Source organism: Vreelandella halophila (genome assembly GCF_019903425.1).
GTDB classification, from domain to species: Bacteria; Pseudomonadota; Gammaproteobacteria; order Pseudomonadales; family Oleiphilaceae; genus Halospina; species Halospina halophila.
In genome coordinates this window covers 2,453,841-2,470,152 of sequence record NZ_JACHUZ010000013.1, presented here as the reverse complement: position 1 = coordinate 2,470,152, position 16,312 = coordinate 2,453,841, and the positions used below count along the sequence as shown (strand labels likewise).

Below are 16,312 nucleotides of genomic sequence, written 5' to 3'. Positions count from 1 at the left end.
GGCTCCCGCTAATGGACGGTGTTAACGGTAACGGTAGGTGATCCGGCCCTTGCTCAGGTCATAGGGCGTCAGCTCCACCTTGACCTTGTCGCCGGTCAGGATGCGGATGTAGTTCTTGCGCATCTTGCCCGAGATGTGAGCGGTAACGGTGTGCCCGTTCTCCAGCTCCACACGGAACATGGTGTTGGGAAGGGTATCGACGATCACGCCTTCCATTTCAACGGCATCGGACTTTGCCATTCAGTTGCTACTCCGTACTTTGATGAAACGCTGGTATGCGCCCGGCAGGGAATGAACAGAAAACGGCGTATGCCGGGGCAGAGTGGCGCAATTCTGCCTTAATTTGCGTTCATTGCCAAATATCAGGCGGGCGAATTGTGCAGGATGCCGTCGCTGGTGACCAGCTCGGTCCAGTGCCCGCTCACCAGCTGCTCCAGCGGGCGGAAACGGGTTTTGTAGTTCATCTTGCGGCACTGGCGGATCCAGTATCCCAGATACAGGTGCGGCAGGCCGCGCCTGTGGGCCTCCTGGACCTGCCACAGGATTGCGAAGGTGCCCAGACTGCGTTTTTCCTCGCCGGGCTCAAAAAAGGTGTAGATGGCCGATAGGCCGGTATCGAGCACATCCACCACTGCGACCGCGATCAGCCGCCCCTCGCGCCGCATCTCCAGGAAGAAGCCGTCGATGCTGCCCTCGATCAGAAAAGAGGTGAACTGTTCCCGGCTGGGCGGGTACATGTCGCCGTCGTGGTGGCGTTCCACAACATAGCGCTCATAGAGGTCGTAGATTTCCTCGTCGAAGCGTACCGGCGTCTGGATCAGGGTCAGGTCGCGATTGTCGCGTCGCACGCGGCGCTGGGAACGGTCCGGTTGGAAGCGGGCGACCGGGATACGCACCGGGATGCATGCATTGCAGCCGCGGCAGTGCGGGCGGTAGTAGTGGGAGCCGCTGCGCCGGAAGCCCAGCTCCGTGAGCTGGGTATACAGGTTGCGGTCCACCTCTGCCCGGGGATCGACGAACATGGTCGTTGCCTGACGGTCAGTCAGGTAGCTGCACGGATGCTCAGGAGTGGCAAAGAAGATCAGCGTCTTGAGACTGCTCATGTATCGGACTCCCGGCCCCAGAACCAGTCCATCCGCCAGTCGTGCCCGGCGGGACGGTCCACCTTCTCTCTGAGTATAGCCAAAAAGCGCCGGCGTGAAATCCGTTCGGCGCCCAGGCTCAATAGATGACTGTTTTCCACCTGACAGTCCAGCAGAGCATAGCCCCAGCGTTCAAGCTGACGGGCCACGTGCACGAACACGATCTTGGAGGCGTCCCGCTCTCGGCTGAACATGGATTCCCCGAAGAAGCAGCGGCCGATGGCGACCCCATAGAGGCCGCCCACCAGCTCGCCGTCGGCGTTCCAGGCTTCGAAGGAATGAGCATGGCCGAGCTCATGAAGGTGGCAGTAGGCCGCTTCCATGTCGCCCGTGATCCAGGTGCCTTCGGCGCGCAGGCGGCCGCAGTCGCGGATCACGTCCTCGAAGGCGCAATCCACCGTGATGCGCAGTTCATCCCGGTTCAGCCGGCGGCGCAGGCTGCGGGCAATATGAACACGCGACGGGAAGAGCACACAGCGCGGGTTGGGAGACCACCACAGAATGGGCTGGTCGTCCGAGAACCAGGGGAAGATCCCCAGGCTGTAGGCCCGGATGAGGCGTTCGGGGTGCAGGTCGCCCCCGATGGCCAGTAGCCCGTCCGGTTCCTCCAGGGCCGTTTCCGGATCCGGGAACCAGTGGGAGCGCGTGTCCAGCCAGGGGAGCGCGGACATGGTCGCTGGTCAGGCGAGGCCGTCGAGGTATTTCTCGGCGTCCAGCGCCGCCATGCAGCCGAACCCGGCCGAGGTCACCGCCTGGCGGTAAACGTGGTCGGCCACGTCACCCGCGGCGAAAACACCGGGCACGCTGGTCTCTGTCGCCATGCCTTCCAGGCCACTGCGGATCCGGATATAGCCACCGCTCATATCCATCTGACCCTCGAAGAGGTCGGTATTGGGTTTGTGGCCGATGGCGATGAAAACGCCGGCGACATTCAGATCCCGGGTTTCGCCGGAGTGCTTGTTCTTCAGGCGGGCGCCGGTGACACCGGTAGCATCACCCAGGACTTCGTCCAGGGTGTGATCCCAGATGATGTTGACGTTGTCCTTGGCGAACAGCTTGTCCTGGAGGATCTTTTCCGCACGCAGCTGGTCGCGGCGATGGACGAGGGTAACGCTGTTGGCGATGTTAGACAGGTAGAGCGCTTCCTCCGCGGCGGTGTTGCCGCCGCCGATCACGGCCACATCCTGGTTGCGGTAGAAGAAGCCGTCACAGGTGGCGCAGGCGCTCACGCCCTGGCCCATGAACTTTTCCTCGGATTCCAGGCCCAGGTACATGGCGCTGGCGCCCGTGGCGATGATCAGGGCATCGCAGGTGTAGGTGCCGGAATCACCGGTCAGGGTGAAGGGGCGCTGGCTCAGGTTGGCGCCGTTGATGTGGTCGTACACCAGCTCGGTGTTGAAGCGCTGGGCGTGATCCTTCATGCGCTCCATCAGGTCCGGGCCCTGGAGGCCCTCAATATCGCCGGGCCAGTTCTCGACGTCCGTGGTGGTGGTGAGCTGGCCGCCCACCTCGATGCCGGTGATGAGCGTCGGATTGAGGTTGGCGCGCGAGGCGTAGACGGCCGCCGTGTAGCCCGCGGGGCCGGAGCCGAGAATGATCAGGCGATGATGGTTGCTGTCGCTCATGCTGTTCCTCTATCGGAAAGTCGGTGTCAATCAATGGTACCCATGGTAACGCCGGGGCAGGGGCCGGCGCTACACGATAACGGGCACGTCGCGCAGGATCCGCTGGGAGAGCATCTCCTGCCGGTTGTGATGGTCATCCACCAGGCGGTGTTCAACCACGCTGGGCAGAACCGCCTGGACGTCGTCCGGGAGTACGTGACCACGGCCCTCCAGCAGCGCCCAGGCGCGGGCGGCCCGCAGCAGGCCCAGACCCGCCCTGGGAGAGAGCCCGTACAGAACGCCCGGGATGTCCCGGCTGTAGGCGAGGATGCGCTGGATGTAATCCAGAAGGGTGTCGGAGACGCTGATCTCGGGCAGTAGCGCCTGCATCCGCTGGAGGGATTCCGGTGACAGCAGTGGCGTCAGCTCAGCAGTCATGTGGCGCCGGTCTCGGCCCATGAGAAGCTCACGCTCGGCGCGTTCGTCCGGGTAGCCCAGGGTCAGGCGCATCAGGAAGCGGTCCAGCTGGCTTTCCGGCAATGGAAAGGTGCCGCGCTGGTCCAGCGGGTTCTGGGTGGCAATGACGAAGAACGGCTCCTCCAGCGGGCGGGTTTCCCCCTCGATGGAGACCTGGCGTTCCTCCATGGCTTCAAGCAGCGCGCTCTGGGTGCGGGGCGAGGCGCGGTTGATCTCGTCCGCCAGGATCACCTGGGCGAAGATCGGGCCGGGATGGAATACCAGGTCGCCGGCTTCCTTGTCGTACATGGAGAACCCGAGCAGGTCCGCCGGCATCAGGTCGCTGGTGAACTGGATCCGGTTGTAGCTGAGCCCGAGTGTGCCGGAGAGCGCGTGGGACAGCGTGGTCTTGCCCATACCCGGAATGTCTTCGATCAGCAGGTGCCCCTGGGCGAGTACGCAGCACAGCGCCAGGCGCACTTGCTCACGCTTACCGAGCAGGACCCGGTTGAGCTGATCGGCGGTCTGCTGCATCAGGTCGGCGTTCTGCATCAATCCCTCACGCGTCGGGTCAGTTGCTCGTAGGCGTCCACGCGGCGATCCCGCAGATACGGCCAGATACGCCGCAGGCTGTCGGTTTGGTCAGGGTCGATGATCGCCAGGAGGATGTCGTCGCCCTCCGCCTCGCTGCGCGCCAGGAATTCGCCCTGGCCGCCGCAGATGAAGCTGTTGCCCCAGAACTGAATGCCGTTGCCGGAGCCATCCGGGGCTTCCTCGAAGCCATGGCGGTTGGGCGCGATCACGGGCAGGTTGTTGGCAATGGCATGGCCCCGCTGGACGGTCACCCAGGCATCCAGCTGGCGTACCTGTTCGTCGCCATCGTCTTCGGGCGCCCAGCCGATGGCGGTCGGGTAGATCAGAACCTCGGCGCCGGCCAGCGCCATCAGGCGCGCGGCTTCCGGGTACCACTGGTCCCAGCACACCATGACCCCGAGCCGGCCGAGGCGGGTCTCGATGGGACGGAAGGCCTCTGGGCTGGCATCGCCGGGCGTGAAGTAGAATTTCTCGTAGAAGCCCGGATCGTCCGGGATATGCATCTTACGGTAGCGGCCGACCAGGCTGCCGTCGCTGTCCAGCACCACCGCCGTATTGTGATGAACCCCCGCCATGCGCTTCTCGAAGACGGACCCCACGATCACGACTCCGAACTCGGCCGCCAGTTCGCCCAGGAAACGGGTGGTAGGGCCGGGAATGGATTCGGCCCGGTCGAAGACGTCCGTGGCTTCCTCCTGGCAGAAATAGGGGCCGGTGTGAAGCTCCTGCAGGACCACCAGATCAGCCCCACGCTCCGCGGCGCTCTCGATCAGGCGCGCGGAATGGGCCAGGTTGGCATCGCGATCCGCACCACAGCTCTGCTGGATGGCAGCGGCGGAAAACGGGCGGTTATCAGGCATTGGGCACGGCTCCCGGTGGCAGCTGCATGGTCAGGCAGTGAAGGCTGCCGCCCTGGTGGATCAGCGGGCAACACTGGACGCCCTGAACCCGGCGATCCGGGAAACAGTCGGCCAGGACACGGCAGGCCTCGTCATCCTGTGGCACGCCATAGCATGGCACCAGTACGGAGTGGTTGGTAATCAGGAAGTTCGCGTAGGTGGCTGGTAGCCGGTTGCCGTCGCCGTCGTACACCGGGTCCGGCCAGGGCAGGGCCGTGAGCCGGTAGGGCTGACCGTCGGCATCCCTGAACGCCGCGAGTTCCCGGGCCATTGCCTGCAGCTCCGGGTAATGCTCATCGTCCGGGGCATTGCAGCCCTGATAGACGATGTGGCCGGCGTCGGTGAAGCGGGCCAGTGTGTCGATGTGACCATCGGTATCGTCACCTTCCAGGTGGCCGTGATCCAACCAGAGTATGCGCTCCGCGCCGAGCCGCTCATGGAACCATTGCGTCATCCGCTCGAACGCCGGCTCAGGGTTGCGACGATTGGGGTTGAGGACGCAGGGGCGGTTGACCAGCAGGGTGCCCAGGCCGTCGGTTTCCAGTGCGCCGCCTTCCACCACCAGGGAGTCACTTTCCAGGGGCAGGCTGCCCAGTGCGCCCTGGGTGTGGAGAGCCTGGTTGACCGCGTTATCCAGGTCAGAGGGGAACTTGTTGCCCCAGCCATTGAAGGTCGCGTCCAGTAGGCGCCACTCAGTGCCATTGCTCAGCGCCAGGGGACCGAAGTCGCGGGCCCAGGTATCGTTGGTGGCCACGACCACGGTGTGCAGCCGGCCCTGATCCGTTCCGGAAACAAGGTGGTCATGGAGATCAAGGGACTGGCGCTCACTGTTGACGCAGAGGATGAGGTCCTGCTCGGCCAGGATCGCCCGTGCTATGGCGGTGAAGGTGGGCTCGGCGCGATCGGCGAGGCCAGCCCAGTCGGAATCCGGCTGGGGCCAGGCCATCAGGACAGAGCCCTGGTTTGCCCATTCGGCGGCTAGACGGAAACGGCTCACGGCTCCGGGGACCTCCGGTGTCGATTCTGGGCGCGTAACAATACCGGGTTCAGTCCGTGCTGTCAGGCTCCACGACGGTGTCGATGACCCATTCGCCTTCGAAGACCACGACAAAGCGCGGGTACTGCCAGCGTGTGATCGGCGGCTCACCCACGGGGCCCTGGCGGGACTCCGGAGCACCGAAGCGGCTCTCGACGGAGTCCATGCTCTCACCCCGGCGTGGGGTGCGGACATTGCCTTCCTGCTGGATCTTCAGGCTGAGGGGGCGGGTGGTGCGCTCGGCCTGCTGTTCCTGCTGGTCGCGAGCGCTGTCCGCGTCGGATTCGGGGTTGGCCATCTGCTGGGCAGGGGCCAAGGATGCCGCCAGAGGCAGTAGTGTGAGCGTGGCAAGCCGGCAACAGAATTGTCGGGGAGTCAGTGTACGCATGATTGTGGTTCCGGTGAGACTCGGTGATCCATGAGTGTTTCCCTAACTATAGCGTAAGAGGCGGCTGCGTCGAGTCAGGGGGTGTCTCCGCGCTGCTCACGGCGCTGTCGGGCCTGCTGGCGCTCCCGGGCCTGGAGCCTGAGCACATGCCGGGCGATCTGCTGGCGCTCGGCATCCTCCATGTTGTGGAACTGGAGGTGCAGGCGGTTGCCGTTGTCCGTTTCATCCACGGATACCACGCGGCCATAGGCGGCAACCTGGCTGAGTTCGGGCATCAGGGTCAGGCGCACGGCCATCAGTGAATCCAGCTCGGGCACGGGGTCCGTGGTGATGAAGGAGAGGCCTCCCTCACTGAGGGTGACATGAACCCACTCACTGTCTTGCAAGGGATTCTGCTGAAAGGTCATAATCCGCGCCACCGTGTCGAGCTTCTCGTTGAGGGCACGGGCAAGCTGGGAGAGGACCCGGTCGCTTTCCGAAAGCAGCCCGAGCTGATGACGGATCTCCGCATCATGCCGGCGCAGCTCCTCCTCCAGTGGAAGCGTTTCACCGCCCTCGAAGAGGGTTTCCGGGGGACCGTCTGGTTCCCCCTCGAGTTGACGGCACTCGAGGCCCACGCGGTCCTCGATCCGGTAGAACTGGCGACGCTCGGGATCGTGTTCTGATGGCATGACGTTCTCCTGGAGCCGATCCCTCTGAGTGTAACAGTGATTCATGACAGTGCAGGCGCGGCCGACCTGCCCAAGGATTCCGGTAACCATCTATGTTCAGACCCCTTTCCGTATTCATCGGCCTGCGCTACACCGCCGCCAAACGACGCAACCACTTCATCTCCTTCATTTCCCTAGTCTCGATGCTGGGCCTGATCCTCGGGGTTATGGTGCTGATCACCGTGCTTTCGGTCATGAACGGCTTCGACCGGGAGTTGCGTGAGCGCATTCTCGGCATGGTGCCGCACGCCGTGGTCCAGAGCCCCGAGGGCATGGAAGACTGGCGCGATGTGGCCCGGGTCGCCGAGTCAAACCCCAAAGTGACGGGCGTGGCGCCTTTCTCACGGGCGGAAGGCATGCTCACGGGAAGGGGGGAAGTGCAGGGCGCACTCATCAACGGCGTTGACCCGGAGCATGAACCCGACGTCTCGATCATCCAGAAACACATGACCCATGGCAGTCTATCGAACCTCAAGGCGGATGAGTTCGGCATCATCCTGGGGGAGGCGCTGGCACGGCGCCTGGGTATCCGAATGGGAGACCGGGTGACGGTGGTGCTGCCGGAGGCGTCCGTTTCTCCGGCGGGTGTGCTGCCTCGGATGAAACGGTTCACGCTGGTAGGCACCTTCAGCGTCGGGGCGGAACTCGACAGCACCTACACCCTGATCCACTACCGGGACGCGGGCAAGCTGCTGCGGCTCGGCGACCGCGCCCAGGGGGTGCGGATCCAGGTGGAGGAGCTCTTCCAGGCCCCGATGGTGGCCAACCGCATCGCGCAGTCGCTGCCGGGTGCCTACCGGACCATGAACTGGACGCAGACCCACGGTAACCTGTTCCAGGCGATCCAGATGGAGAAGACCATGATCGGCCTCCTGCTGATGTTCATCGTGGCGGTGGCCGCGTTCAACATCGTCTCGGCGCTGGTCATGGTGGTGACGGACAAGAAGGCGGATATCGCCATTCTCCGGACCATGGGCATGACCCCGGCCGGCATCATGGCGGTGTTCGTCATCCAAGGCGGTGTGATTGGTGTGGGCGGCACCCTGATTGGCACCGGCCTGGGCGTACTGCTGGCGCTCAACATCAGCAGCGTCATCGAGTGGGTTGAGAGCGTTCTGAGCATGCAGTTCCTGAGCGCGGATGTGTACTTCATCAGCTACCTGCCGTCCGAGCTTCAGCTTAACGACGTGCTCATTGTGGGCGGCGCGGGCCTGGCCATGAGCCTGCTTGCAACCATCTACCCGGCGTGGCGTGCCTCCCGGGTGCAGCCGGCGGAGGCCCTGCGTTATGAGTGAGACACCGATCATCCAGTGCCAGGACCTGGCCAAGACCTACCGCGAGGGACGTGAAACCCTGCGCGTGTTCTCGGATGTGAACCTGAGCGTTGCACCCGGGGAAACACTGGCCATCGTGGGCAGCTCAGGCTCGGGTAAGACCACGCTGCTCAACATGCTGGGTGGGCTGGACCGGCCCAGCGAGGGAGCGGTCTGGATCGACGGCGAGGACATCCACGGCATGCGCGAGCGTGAACGCTGCCGCTTCCGCAACCGCACACTGGGGTTCGTGTACCAGTTCCATCACCTGCTGGCGGAATTCAGCGCGCTGGACAACGTGGCCCTCCCGGCGGCATTGGGTACTTACAGCCCCCGGCAGGCGCGGGCGAAGGCCCGGGACCTGCTGGAACGCGTGGGCCTGGGCGAGCGCCTGAAGCACAAGCCCTCGGAGCTTTCCGGGGGTGAGCGCCAGCGGGTGGCGATCGCACGGGCGCTGGTCAATGATCCCCGCTGCGTGCTGATGGACGAACCCACCGGCAATCTGGATGACGATACCGGCGAGCGCATCCAGAGCCTGATGCGCGAACTGAACGAGCAGCTGGATTCCGCCTTTGTGGTGGTAAGCCATGACCTGGAACTGGCGCAGGGGATGGGGCGGGTTCTGCGCCTGGATCACGGCGGGATCAGTGAGGCCCATTCCTGAGGCGGCGTTCGCGCTGACGCTGATGCCAGCGCTGGCGCACGCGCCGCCGCCATAACTGCTGTATGGCGAGATAGGCGCAGAGTGAAAAGACCACACCGAGAATCAGGGACCCGATGTACAGCGGCACGCCCACCTCGATCAGGCGGCTGCTGATCCATTCCCAGCTGAGCTGGAACTGCTCCGCCTCTCCCGGGCGCCCGAGCACCAGGACGCCGACGGCGTAACCCGCGTAGAGCAGTGGCCCCATTGTCAGGGGGTTGCTGATCCAGAGGGTGATCAGGGTCAGCGGCAGGTTGGCATTGAACCAGATCGCCGTCATGGCGGCCGGCAGGCTCTGGAAGGGCATGGGCACCATGCACCAGAACACGCCAAGCAGGATGGCCCTGGAAACCGAGTGGCGGTTGATGTGCCACAGGTTGGGTTCATGCAGGACGTTACCGAGCAGCTTCAGGGCACGGAACCGGCGGAGCTGGTCCGGGTGCGGGATGAGGCGCTTGAAGAAACGTCTGTCCATGAGTGAAGCTCACCTCATCCGAATGAAAACAGGTATGACAGGGAAGGGTGCTATGCGCGCAGGGATGCTGGCGCTGACAGTTGTGCTTATCCTACTGGAATGGCCGGGGGTACAGCCACCCGCTGAGCCGGAGGCATGGTCTGAAGTCGTCACCGTCAAGGGCTATGTCTGCGAGCCGGCCCGGCGCACCAGCAGCGGTCAGCTGGCTTTCGTGCTCTGTACAGCGGGAGACCAAAGAACAGTGCCCGCCCGGATCAGGGCCACGGTGGAAGGCGACAGATCCCGCCATCGGATCAGTGGTGGCTTGGTTGTGGAAGCCCGTCTTGATCCGCCTCATGGCCCACTGAATGCGGGTGGTGGTGGCTTCGAGCGATGGCTCTGGCGTGAGTGCATCGGCGCTGTTGCCAGGGTCCGAAGCATGGAGCCGGCGCCGGAAGCCTGTGGACCCGCCTGCCATTATCATTCGGCCCGCATTGCTCTCATCCATCGCCTCAGTCGCCACGGGCAGCGTCTGCGCAACCCGGAGCTGGTGGAAGCGCTGCTGTTCGGCAGCCGGGCGGGTCTTGAGAAAGAGCATTGGGCGCGGCTGGATGCCACGGGCACACAGCACCTGGTTGCCATATCCGGCCTGCACGTTGGCCTGGTCGCAGCCATTGCCGGCCTGGCCCTGGGAGTGCCCATCACCCGCCTTGCTCACAAGCGACCCACAGCCGGGCGGCTGGTTGCCTTTGCGCTGGTGGGGCTGGTGGCGATGGGCTACGCATTGCTCGCCGGTCTGACCGTGCCGACCCAGAGGGCGCTGGTGATGGTGGCCGTGGCAGGCTGGATGCTGGCCTCCGGGCGCCAGTGGCGGCTCTGGGATGGCTGGCTGATGGCGCTCATGGTGGTGGTGATGCTGGAGCCACGGGCTTTTTGGGGGCCGGGGTTCTGGCTTTCATTCGGGGCCGTTGCCTGTCTCATACTCGGGCTGGGTGCCCGCTTCCGATCCCCTGGCGCCGTAAGGGGACTGGTCCTGGCCCAGTTTTCAGTGGTGGCCGGCCTTGCACCGCTGCTTCTGTGGCATGGAATGGCTCCCTCCGGCGTCGCCTTTGCTGTGAACCTGGTTGCCATTCCCTGGCTTTCCATTGTGGTGATGCCCGTGATTCTGGTTGCCGCTCCATTGCTGCTGCTCCATCCGGAATCCGCAAGCTGGGTGGTTCCGGGCGTGGACATGGCGGTCACCGGCCTCTGGTCATTCCTGGGGTGGGCTCAACAGTGGGCCTTTGAACTGCCGGTGCCTGCCCCGGGCATCGCACTGCTGGGTGCCGGCGTGGTGCTGTGCGCGCTCCTGCCGCTTGGCTGGCACTATCGTGTGCTGGCCACTGGTGTGGTGTGCCTGCTTCCGCTCTCCGCGCACCAGGCAGGGGCACCCGTTGCGGATGCCCATGAGCTGCGGATAGCGGATGGCGTGGGCGGGCCAGTGGTGCTGGTGCGGGAAGGCAAACGGACGGTGCTGTTTGATGGGCGCGACCCCGGTGCGCGGACCCGGGCCATTACCCGCGATCGCATCGGCGCCTGGCTGGACGCCCTGGAGGTTGGCACGATTGACCAGCTGGTGCTTGGCCATCCCGGAATGGATCCGCAACGGCACTGGACCTCCCCCAGGCTTCCGGAGATCAGGCGTGTGACCGCGGCTTCTGAATGCAGACTGGAGGAGCAGGCGGGCAGGGGGCATGCCTCCCTGCGTGGTTTGGCTGCCGGCGGCAAATGCAGTCTGTTGCTGCGCCGTGGAGAGCACACAGCGCTGCTTACCGGCCCTGTGGACCGTCGCGGGGAAAGGCGGCTTCTGCGGGAGCTCGGCCGGAGCCGTGAGGTTGATCTTCTGGTGGCGCCAAGGGGTGGCCAGGGGCGGTCCTCCCAGCTTGGTTTCATCGAGGCGCTGTCGCCGGTGGTGTCAGTGATCGCGCCGCCCGACTGGTATCAGGGGGAAGCCGGAGCGCCGGCTCTTGAGCGTTACGAAAAAGCGGATACGCGGGTGCTGTTCACTCCTCGAACCGGGGAACTGCGATTGCTGCCGGAAGAGGGCGGGTGGCGCGTGGAACCCGCGCGGGATTGTGGCCAGAAGGTGCGCCTGTGCTAAAGTGTCGGCGCTTGTTCAACGGCATGGAGAAGGCGTGTGCTCGAGCTTCTGAGGCCCGGCGGATTCATCATGATTCCGCTGCTCATCTGTTCCATCCTGGCGCTGGCCATCATCATTGAGCGATTCTATGCGCTGCGGATCAGCCGCGTGGCGCCGGCGGCGACCACCAATGAGCTCTGGCGGCTGATCAAGAAAAAGGAGCTGAACTCGCGCCGGCTCAAGGCGATCCAGGAATCCTCGCCCATCGGCCGGATCATGGCGGCCGGTCTCAGCAACGCCAAGCATGGCCGCGACATCATGAAGGAGAGCATCGAACACGAGGCCTCCCAGGTGGTGCACGAGCTTGAGCGCTTCCTCAACCCGCTCGGCACAATCGCGGTCATCACGCCGCTTCTGGGGCTTCTGGGCACGGTCATCGGTATGATCAAGGTGTTCTCCCAGATCCAGCTGGCCGGCGTGGGCGACCCTGGCGTGCTGGCCGGCGGCATTTCCGAGGCCCTGATCACGACGGCGGCGGGCCTGACGGTGGCCATCCCGGCCCTGATCTTCCATCGGTTCTTCATCCGCCGTGTCGACGAAATGGTCGTCAATATGGAGCAGGAAGCGATCAAGCTGGTGGAAGTCGTCCACGGTGACCGTGACATCATTGTCGACGAGGGCGGTGAGCAGTGAAGTTCCGGCGCCAGTCGCAACAGGAGGTTTCGGTCAACCTCACGCCACTGATCGACGTGGTGTTCCTGCTGCTGATCTTCTTCATGGTCTCGACCACCTTCACGCGCGAGACCGAGCTCCAGATCGACCTGCCCGAGGCCGAGGGAACCAAGGCTGAGCAGGAGACCGAACTGATCGAGGTGGAGATCAGTGCTGACGGCGTCTACTCCATCAACGGCGAACGCCTTGAGGGTGTTGAGCGCGCGGCGCTCAACGAGCGCATACAGAGCGTGGCCGACGGTAATACCGATCTTCCGTTCATCATCACCGCCGACGCCGACGCCCGCCACGAGCTGGTGGTACGCGCAATGGACGTGGCCGGCAGTCTCGGGTTCACCGGCCTGAGCATCAGCACCCAGAACAGCCCCGACGCCAATGGCGAATGATTCCGATATCGCAGACCTGACCAACTGGCAGGTCTATAAACGACTCCTGCGCTACGCCATTCCGTTCTGGGTGGCGTTTGCCGTCGCAACCCTGGGCAACGCCGTGTACGCCGGGGCCTCCACGGCCATGGCCTGGTCCATGGAGTTCGTGATCGAGGCGCTGCAGAATCCCACGCCCGAGAACCGGCGCTTCCTGCCGCTGCTGATCATCGGTGTGTTCACGATCCGCGGTGTCGGTTTCTTCCTGAGCAAGTACTACATGAACTATGTCGGGCGGAACATCGTCAACGTCATGCGCGTGCAGGTGTTCGACCATCTCATGCGGGTGCCCTCAAGGTTCTATGACCAGACATCCTCCGGGCACCTGGTCTCCAAGATCACCTTCAACATCGAGCAGGTGACCGACGCCGCCACAGAGGCCGTGACCATCATCCTGCGCGAGGGGCTGACCGTGGTCGGCCTGCTCGGGTTCATGTTCTACACCAACTGGAAACTGACTCTCCTGTTCCTGGCGGTAGGGCCGATCATCGGCTGGATCATCAGCTATGTGAGCCGCCGCTTCCGGCGCATCAGCCGGCGCATCCAATACTCCATGGGGGATGTGACCCATGTGTCCTCGGAGGCCATCACCGGCTACCGGGTGGTGCGCACCTTTGGTGGCGCACAGCGTGAATCCGGGCGCTTCCGCAAGGTCAGCTGGGACAACCTGCGCCAGAGCCTGAAAATGGCCAAGACCCAGGCCATCAGCACCCCGGTTGTCCAGGTCCTGGTCTCGCTGGCAATCGGTTTCCTGATCTGGGTGGCGCTGTCTCCGGAATTCCGGGATGCCATGACCACTGGGCAGTTTGTGGCCTTTATCACCGCCGCCTCCACCATGGCCAAGCCCGTGCGTCAGCTGACCTCGGTCCATGCCAAGATCCAGAAGGGGATCGCAGCCTCCCAGAGCATCTTCGAGAGCATCGACTACCCCGAGGAGGAGGACACCGGGACCCGCGATCCGGGTCGTGTGGATGGCCGGATCGATTTCCAGGACCTGTGGTTCCATTACCAGGAGCAGTATGAGTACGTGCTCAAGGGGATCAACCTGAACGTGGCGGCCGGGGAGACCCTGGCGCTGGTGGGTCGTTCCGGCAGTGGCAAGTCGACCCTGGTGAGTTTGATCCCGCGCTTCTATGAGCTGACGGACGGGGATATCCGGATCGACGACGTGTCCGTACGGGACTTCACCCTGGAAGCGCTGCGGCGCCAGATCGCGCTGGTGACCCAGAGTGTGGTCCTGTTCAACGATACCGTGGCCAACAACATCGCCTATGGCGAGATGAGTGGCGCCAGCCGCGAGGTTGTGCGGGAGGCGGCGCGCAAGGCCCATGCGCTGTCGTTCATCGAGGAGCTGCCCCAGGGCTTTGACACCATGGTCGGGGACAACGGCGTGCTGCTGTCCGGCGGCCAGCGCCAGCGCCTGGCGATCGCCCGCGCCCTGATCAAGGATGCGCCCATCCTGATCCTGGATGAGGCCACCTCCGCACTGGATACCGAGTCCGAGCGCCATATCCAGGAGGCCCTGGAAGAGGTCATGGCCGGGCGGACCACCCTGGTGATCGCCCACCGCCTGTCGACCATTGAATCCGCGGATCGCATCGCGGTGATGGACGGCGGGCGCCTGGTGGAGATCGGCAGCCACCGTGAGCTGATCGAGCATGACGGGGCCTACGCGGCGCTGCACCGGCTCCAGTTCTCGGACGACGCCTGACCAACGGGGCCGGAACGATGGGGGATACGCTGGAACGCCTCTGGTATACGGACAGCCGCCCCCTGGCATGGCTTGCGCCGCTGGCGTGGCTGTACGGCTGGCTGGTGAACCGGCGCCGCAGGGCCTACCGGAATGGTCGGCGGCCCGTCCATTATTCCCCGTTGCCGGTGCTGGTTGTTGGCAACATTACCGTCGGCGGTACCGGCAAGTCCCCCTTTACCGCCTGGCTGGTAAGCCATCTGCAGGCAAAGGGGTGGCGCCCGGTCATTCTGAGCCGGGGGTACGGCGCAAAGCCGGAGCATTACCCATGCCTGGTCGGGCCGGACTCGGATCCGGCGGCCTGCGGTGATGAGCCGGTCATGCTGGCGCAGCAGACCGGTGTACCGGTTCTGGTGGATCCCCAACGCGCCCGCTCCGCCGCCTATGTGGAACGCGAGAAACTCGGAGATGTACTGGTCTGCGATGACGGCTTGCAGCACTACGCACTGGCAAAGACCCTGGAATTCTGCATTTTCGATGGCGCCCGGGGCGTCGGCAACGGGGCCCTTATGCCGGTGGGCCCGCTGCGCGAGCCGCTGGAACGCGTCCGCTCCGTCGATTTCTGCCTCATCACGGGCCAGCCGGAACACGCTGTCTTCCGGGCCGGGTTGCCGGGGGGCAGGCAATGCCACGGGGTAACGCTGGTGCCAACAGTCCTGCGCAACCTCAACAGCGGTGAGATCCAGGGCCTGGAGTGGCTCAGCGGGCGCGTGGTCAACGGTGTCGCCGGGATAGGGAACCCCGCGCGTTTCTTTGATACGCTGAACGACCTCGGTGCCCGGGTTATTCCCCATCCGTTCGATGATCACCATCGTTTCCACGCGGATGATCTGGAGTTTCCACACGGACCGGTCGTGATGACCGCCAAGGATGGCGTAAAATGCCGCGCAATCGCCGGTGACGATGTCTGGGTCCTGGACGTGATCTCCAGACCGGACGGGGCACTGGTAGCGGAACTGGACCAACAGCTTGAACAGCCGGGGAAGGACAGAACCCATGGATAAACGCCAGATCGCACTGCTTGCCTGCCCCGTGTGCCATGGCAAGCTCATCTACGACGCCGAGGCACAGGAACTAATCTGCCGCAATGATGCCATGGCGTTCCCCATCCGTGAGGGCATCCCCGTAATGCTGCCCGAGGAAGCCCGCACCCTGACCACTGACGAACGGCTTACGCCGGTACGCTGAACGGATCCCCCATGGCCTTCACTGTTGTCATCCCCGCGCGTTACGCCTCAAGCCGCCTGCCGGGCAAGCCCCTGGCGGCCATCGGTGGTCGTCCCATGATCCAGCACGTCTGGGACCGGGCTGCTGAAAGCGAGGCGGGCAGGGTCATCATCGCCACGGACTCGCCGCGCATTGGTGAGGCGGTGCGGGGCTTTGGTGGCGAGGCCGTCATGACCCGGGATGATCATCCCTCGGGGACGGATCGGCTGCAGGAGGTGGCCACCACACTGGAGCTTGAGGACGACGCCATCATCGTTAATGTCCAGGGGGATGAGCCGCTGCTGCCCGCCGGGCTGATCAACCAGGTGGCCGGTCTGCTCGAGGGCGCGCCGGATGCCGCCATCGCCACTCTCTGTGAGCCCATCAGGGACCCGGAAGAACTCTTCAATCCCAACGCCGTGAAGGTGGTGATGGATGAGGTAGGGCGGGCACTCTATTTCTCCCGCGCGCCCATTCCCTGGGACCGGGATACCTTTGAGGCCCAGCACCGGCCGGAACAGGTCCCGGAGACAGCCGGCTGGTACCGTCACGTTGGACTCTATGCCTACCGGGTCAGCCTGTTGCACCAGTTCGTGGGCTGGCAGCCGGCGCCGCTGGAACGCGCGGAGTCCCTGGAGCAGCTGCGCGCACTCTGGCACGGCGCGCGCATCCAGGTGGGCATCGCCGAACAGACCCCGCCGGCAGGCGTGGATACGGAAGCGGACCTGGAACGGGTCCGTGCGCGCCTGGCCGGCCCATCACCCCATCAGGAGTGACGCAC

At 64.5% G+C, this 16,312-nt stretch carries 19 protein-coding genes; 9 read left to right on the top strand and 10 right to left on the bottom strand.

Annotated features, from left to right (window positions below; all coding sequences use genetic code 11):
* Positions 1-21 precede the first annotated feature (21 nt).
* From infA to H4I92_RS15720, 9 genes are all read right to left on the bottom strand, one after another.
* On the bottom strand, positions 22-240 hold the full coding sequence (infA, locus tag H4I92_RS15760; protein ID WP_077531475.1) for a translation initiation factor IF-1: 219 nt from the start codon (positions 238-240) through the stop codon (positions 22-24).
* Between the two features lie 122 nt (positions 241-362).
* Entirely contained in the window at positions 363-1,103 is a 741-nt protein-coding gene (locus H4I92_RS15755) for an arginyltransferase (protein WP_077531474.1), read from the bottom strand.
* Positions 1,100-1,813, bottom strand: coding sequence for a leucyl/phenylalanyl-tRNA--protein transferase (aat, locus tag H4I92_RS15750; RefSeq protein WP_077531473.1), 714 nt, complete (start codon positions 1,811-1,813; stop codon positions 1,100-1,102). The genes H4I92_RS15755 and aat overlap by 4 nt, the downstream gene beginning before the upstream one ends.
* A gap of 9 nt (positions 1,814-1,822) precedes the next feature.
* Entirely contained in the window at positions 1,823-2,767 is a 945-nt protein-coding gene (gene trxB, locus H4I92_RS15745) for a thioredoxin-disulfide reductase (RefSeq protein WP_077531472.1), read from the bottom strand.
* Positions 2,768-2,836: 69 nt separating this feature from the next.
* The gene (locus H4I92_RS15740) at positions 2,837-3,754 is read right to left on the bottom strand and encodes an AAA family ATPase (protein WP_218668238.1); all 918 of its coding nucleotides are present in this window, start codon (positions 3,752-3,754) and stop codon (positions 2,837-2,839) included.
* The gene (locus tag H4I92_RS15735) at positions 3,754-4,656 is read right to left on the bottom strand and encodes a carbon-nitrogen hydrolase (RefSeq protein WP_077531471.1); all 903 of its coding nucleotides are present in this window, start codon (positions 4,654-4,656) and stop codon (positions 3,754-3,756) included. The genes H4I92_RS15740 and H4I92_RS15735 overlap by 1 nt, the downstream gene beginning before the upstream one ends.
* Entirely contained in the window at positions 4,649-5,692 is a 1,044-nt protein-coding gene (locus H4I92_RS15730; RefSeq protein WP_143512739.1) for an agmatine deiminase family protein, read from the bottom strand. Before H4I92_RS15730 ends, H4I92_RS15735 begins: the two co-directional genes overlap by 8 nt.
* A gap of 49 nt (positions 5,693-5,741) precedes the next feature.
* The gene (locus tag H4I92_RS15725; protein ID WP_143512738.1) at positions 5,742-6,119 is read right to left on the bottom strand and encodes a hypothetical protein; all 378 of its coding nucleotides are present in this window, start codon (positions 6,117-6,119) and stop codon (positions 5,742-5,744) included.
* A 74-nt stretch (positions 6,120-6,193) separates the two neighbouring features.
* Positions 6,194-6,790 (bottom strand): PilZ domain-containing protein, encoded by a 597-nt coding sequence (locus tag H4I92_RS15720; protein ID WP_143512736.1) that lies wholly within the window; start codon positions 6,788-6,790, stop codon positions 6,194-6,196.
* A 92-nt stretch (positions 6,791-6,882) separates the two neighbouring features.
* Here H4I92_RS15720 and H4I92_RS15715 point away from each other — a divergent pair, with 92 nt between their 5' ends.
* Positions 6,883-8,124 (top strand): lipoprotein-releasing ABC transporter permease subunit, encoded by a 1,242-nt coding sequence (locus H4I92_RS15715; protein ID WP_077531468.1) that lies wholly within the window; start codon positions 6,883-6,885, stop codon positions 8,122-8,124.
* Complete coding sequence (locus tag H4I92_RS15710) at positions 8,117-8,806, top strand: ABC transporter ATP-binding protein (RefSeq protein WP_077531467.1); 690 nt, start codon at positions 8,117-8,119, stop codon at positions 8,804-8,806. The genes H4I92_RS15715 and H4I92_RS15710 overlap by 8 nt, the downstream gene beginning before the upstream one ends.
* Here the strand turns inward: H4I92_RS15710 and H4I92_RS15705 are convergent.
* Complete coding sequence (locus H4I92_RS15705; protein WP_077531806.1) at positions 8,787-9,320, bottom strand: DUF2062 domain-containing protein; 534 nt, start codon at positions 9,318-9,320, stop codon at positions 8,787-8,789. The genes H4I92_RS15710 and H4I92_RS15705 overlap by 20 nt on opposite strands.
* A gap of 52 nt (positions 9,321-9,372) precedes the next feature.
* On the opposite strand from H4I92_RS15705, the gene H4I92_RS15700 reads away from it, so the two are divergent.
* Genes H4I92_RS15700 through kdsB form a run of 7 tightly spaced genes read left to right on the top strand, consistent with a single transcriptional unit; the run spans position 9,373 to position 16,307 of the window.
* Entirely contained in the window at positions 9,373-11,439 is a 2,067-nt protein-coding gene (locus tag H4I92_RS15700) for a ComEC/Rec2 family competence protein (protein ID WP_179105743.1), read from the top strand.
* Positions 11,440-11,475: 36 nt separating this feature from the next.
* Positions 11,476-12,111 (top strand): MotA/TolQ/ExbB proton channel family protein, encoded by a 636-nt coding sequence (locus H4I92_RS15695; protein ID WP_077531465.1) that lies wholly within the window; start codon positions 11,476-11,478, stop codon positions 12,109-12,111.
* Positions 12,108-12,536 carry an ExbD/TolR family protein gene (locus H4I92_RS15690; protein WP_077531464.1) on the top strand — a complete coding sequence of 143 codons (429 nt, stop codon included), beginning with the start codon at positions 12,108-12,110 and terminating at the stop codon, positions 12,534-12,536. Before H4I92_RS15695 ends, H4I92_RS15690 begins: the two co-directional genes overlap by 4 nt.
* Complete coding sequence (gene msbA, locus H4I92_RS15685) at positions 12,526-14,286, top strand: lipid A export permease/ATP-binding protein MsbA (RefSeq protein WP_077531463.1); 1,761 nt, start codon at positions 12,526-12,528, stop codon at positions 14,284-14,286. The genes H4I92_RS15690 and msbA overlap by 11 nt, the downstream gene beginning before the upstream one ends.
* A gap of 17 nt (positions 14,287-14,303) precedes the next feature.
* The gene (gene lpxK, locus H4I92_RS15680; RefSeq protein WP_077531462.1) at positions 14,304-15,329 is read left to right on the top strand and encodes a tetraacyldisaccharide 4'-kinase; all 1,026 of its coding nucleotides are present in this window, start codon (positions 14,304-14,306) and stop codon (positions 15,327-15,329) included.
* Entirely contained in the window at positions 15,322-15,513 is a 192-nt protein-coding gene (locus H4I92_RS15675) for a Trm112 family protein (protein WP_077531461.1), read from the top strand. Before lpxK ends, H4I92_RS15675 begins: the two co-directional genes overlap by 8 nt.
* 11 nt (positions 15,514-15,524) lie before the next feature.
* On the top strand, positions 15,525-16,307 hold the full coding sequence (gene kdsB / locus H4I92_RS15670; protein WP_077531460.1) for a 3-deoxy-manno-octulosonate cytidylyltransferase: 783 nt from the start codon (positions 15,525-15,527) through the stop codon (positions 16,305-16,307).
* Positions 16,308-16,312 lie beyond the last annotated feature (5 nt).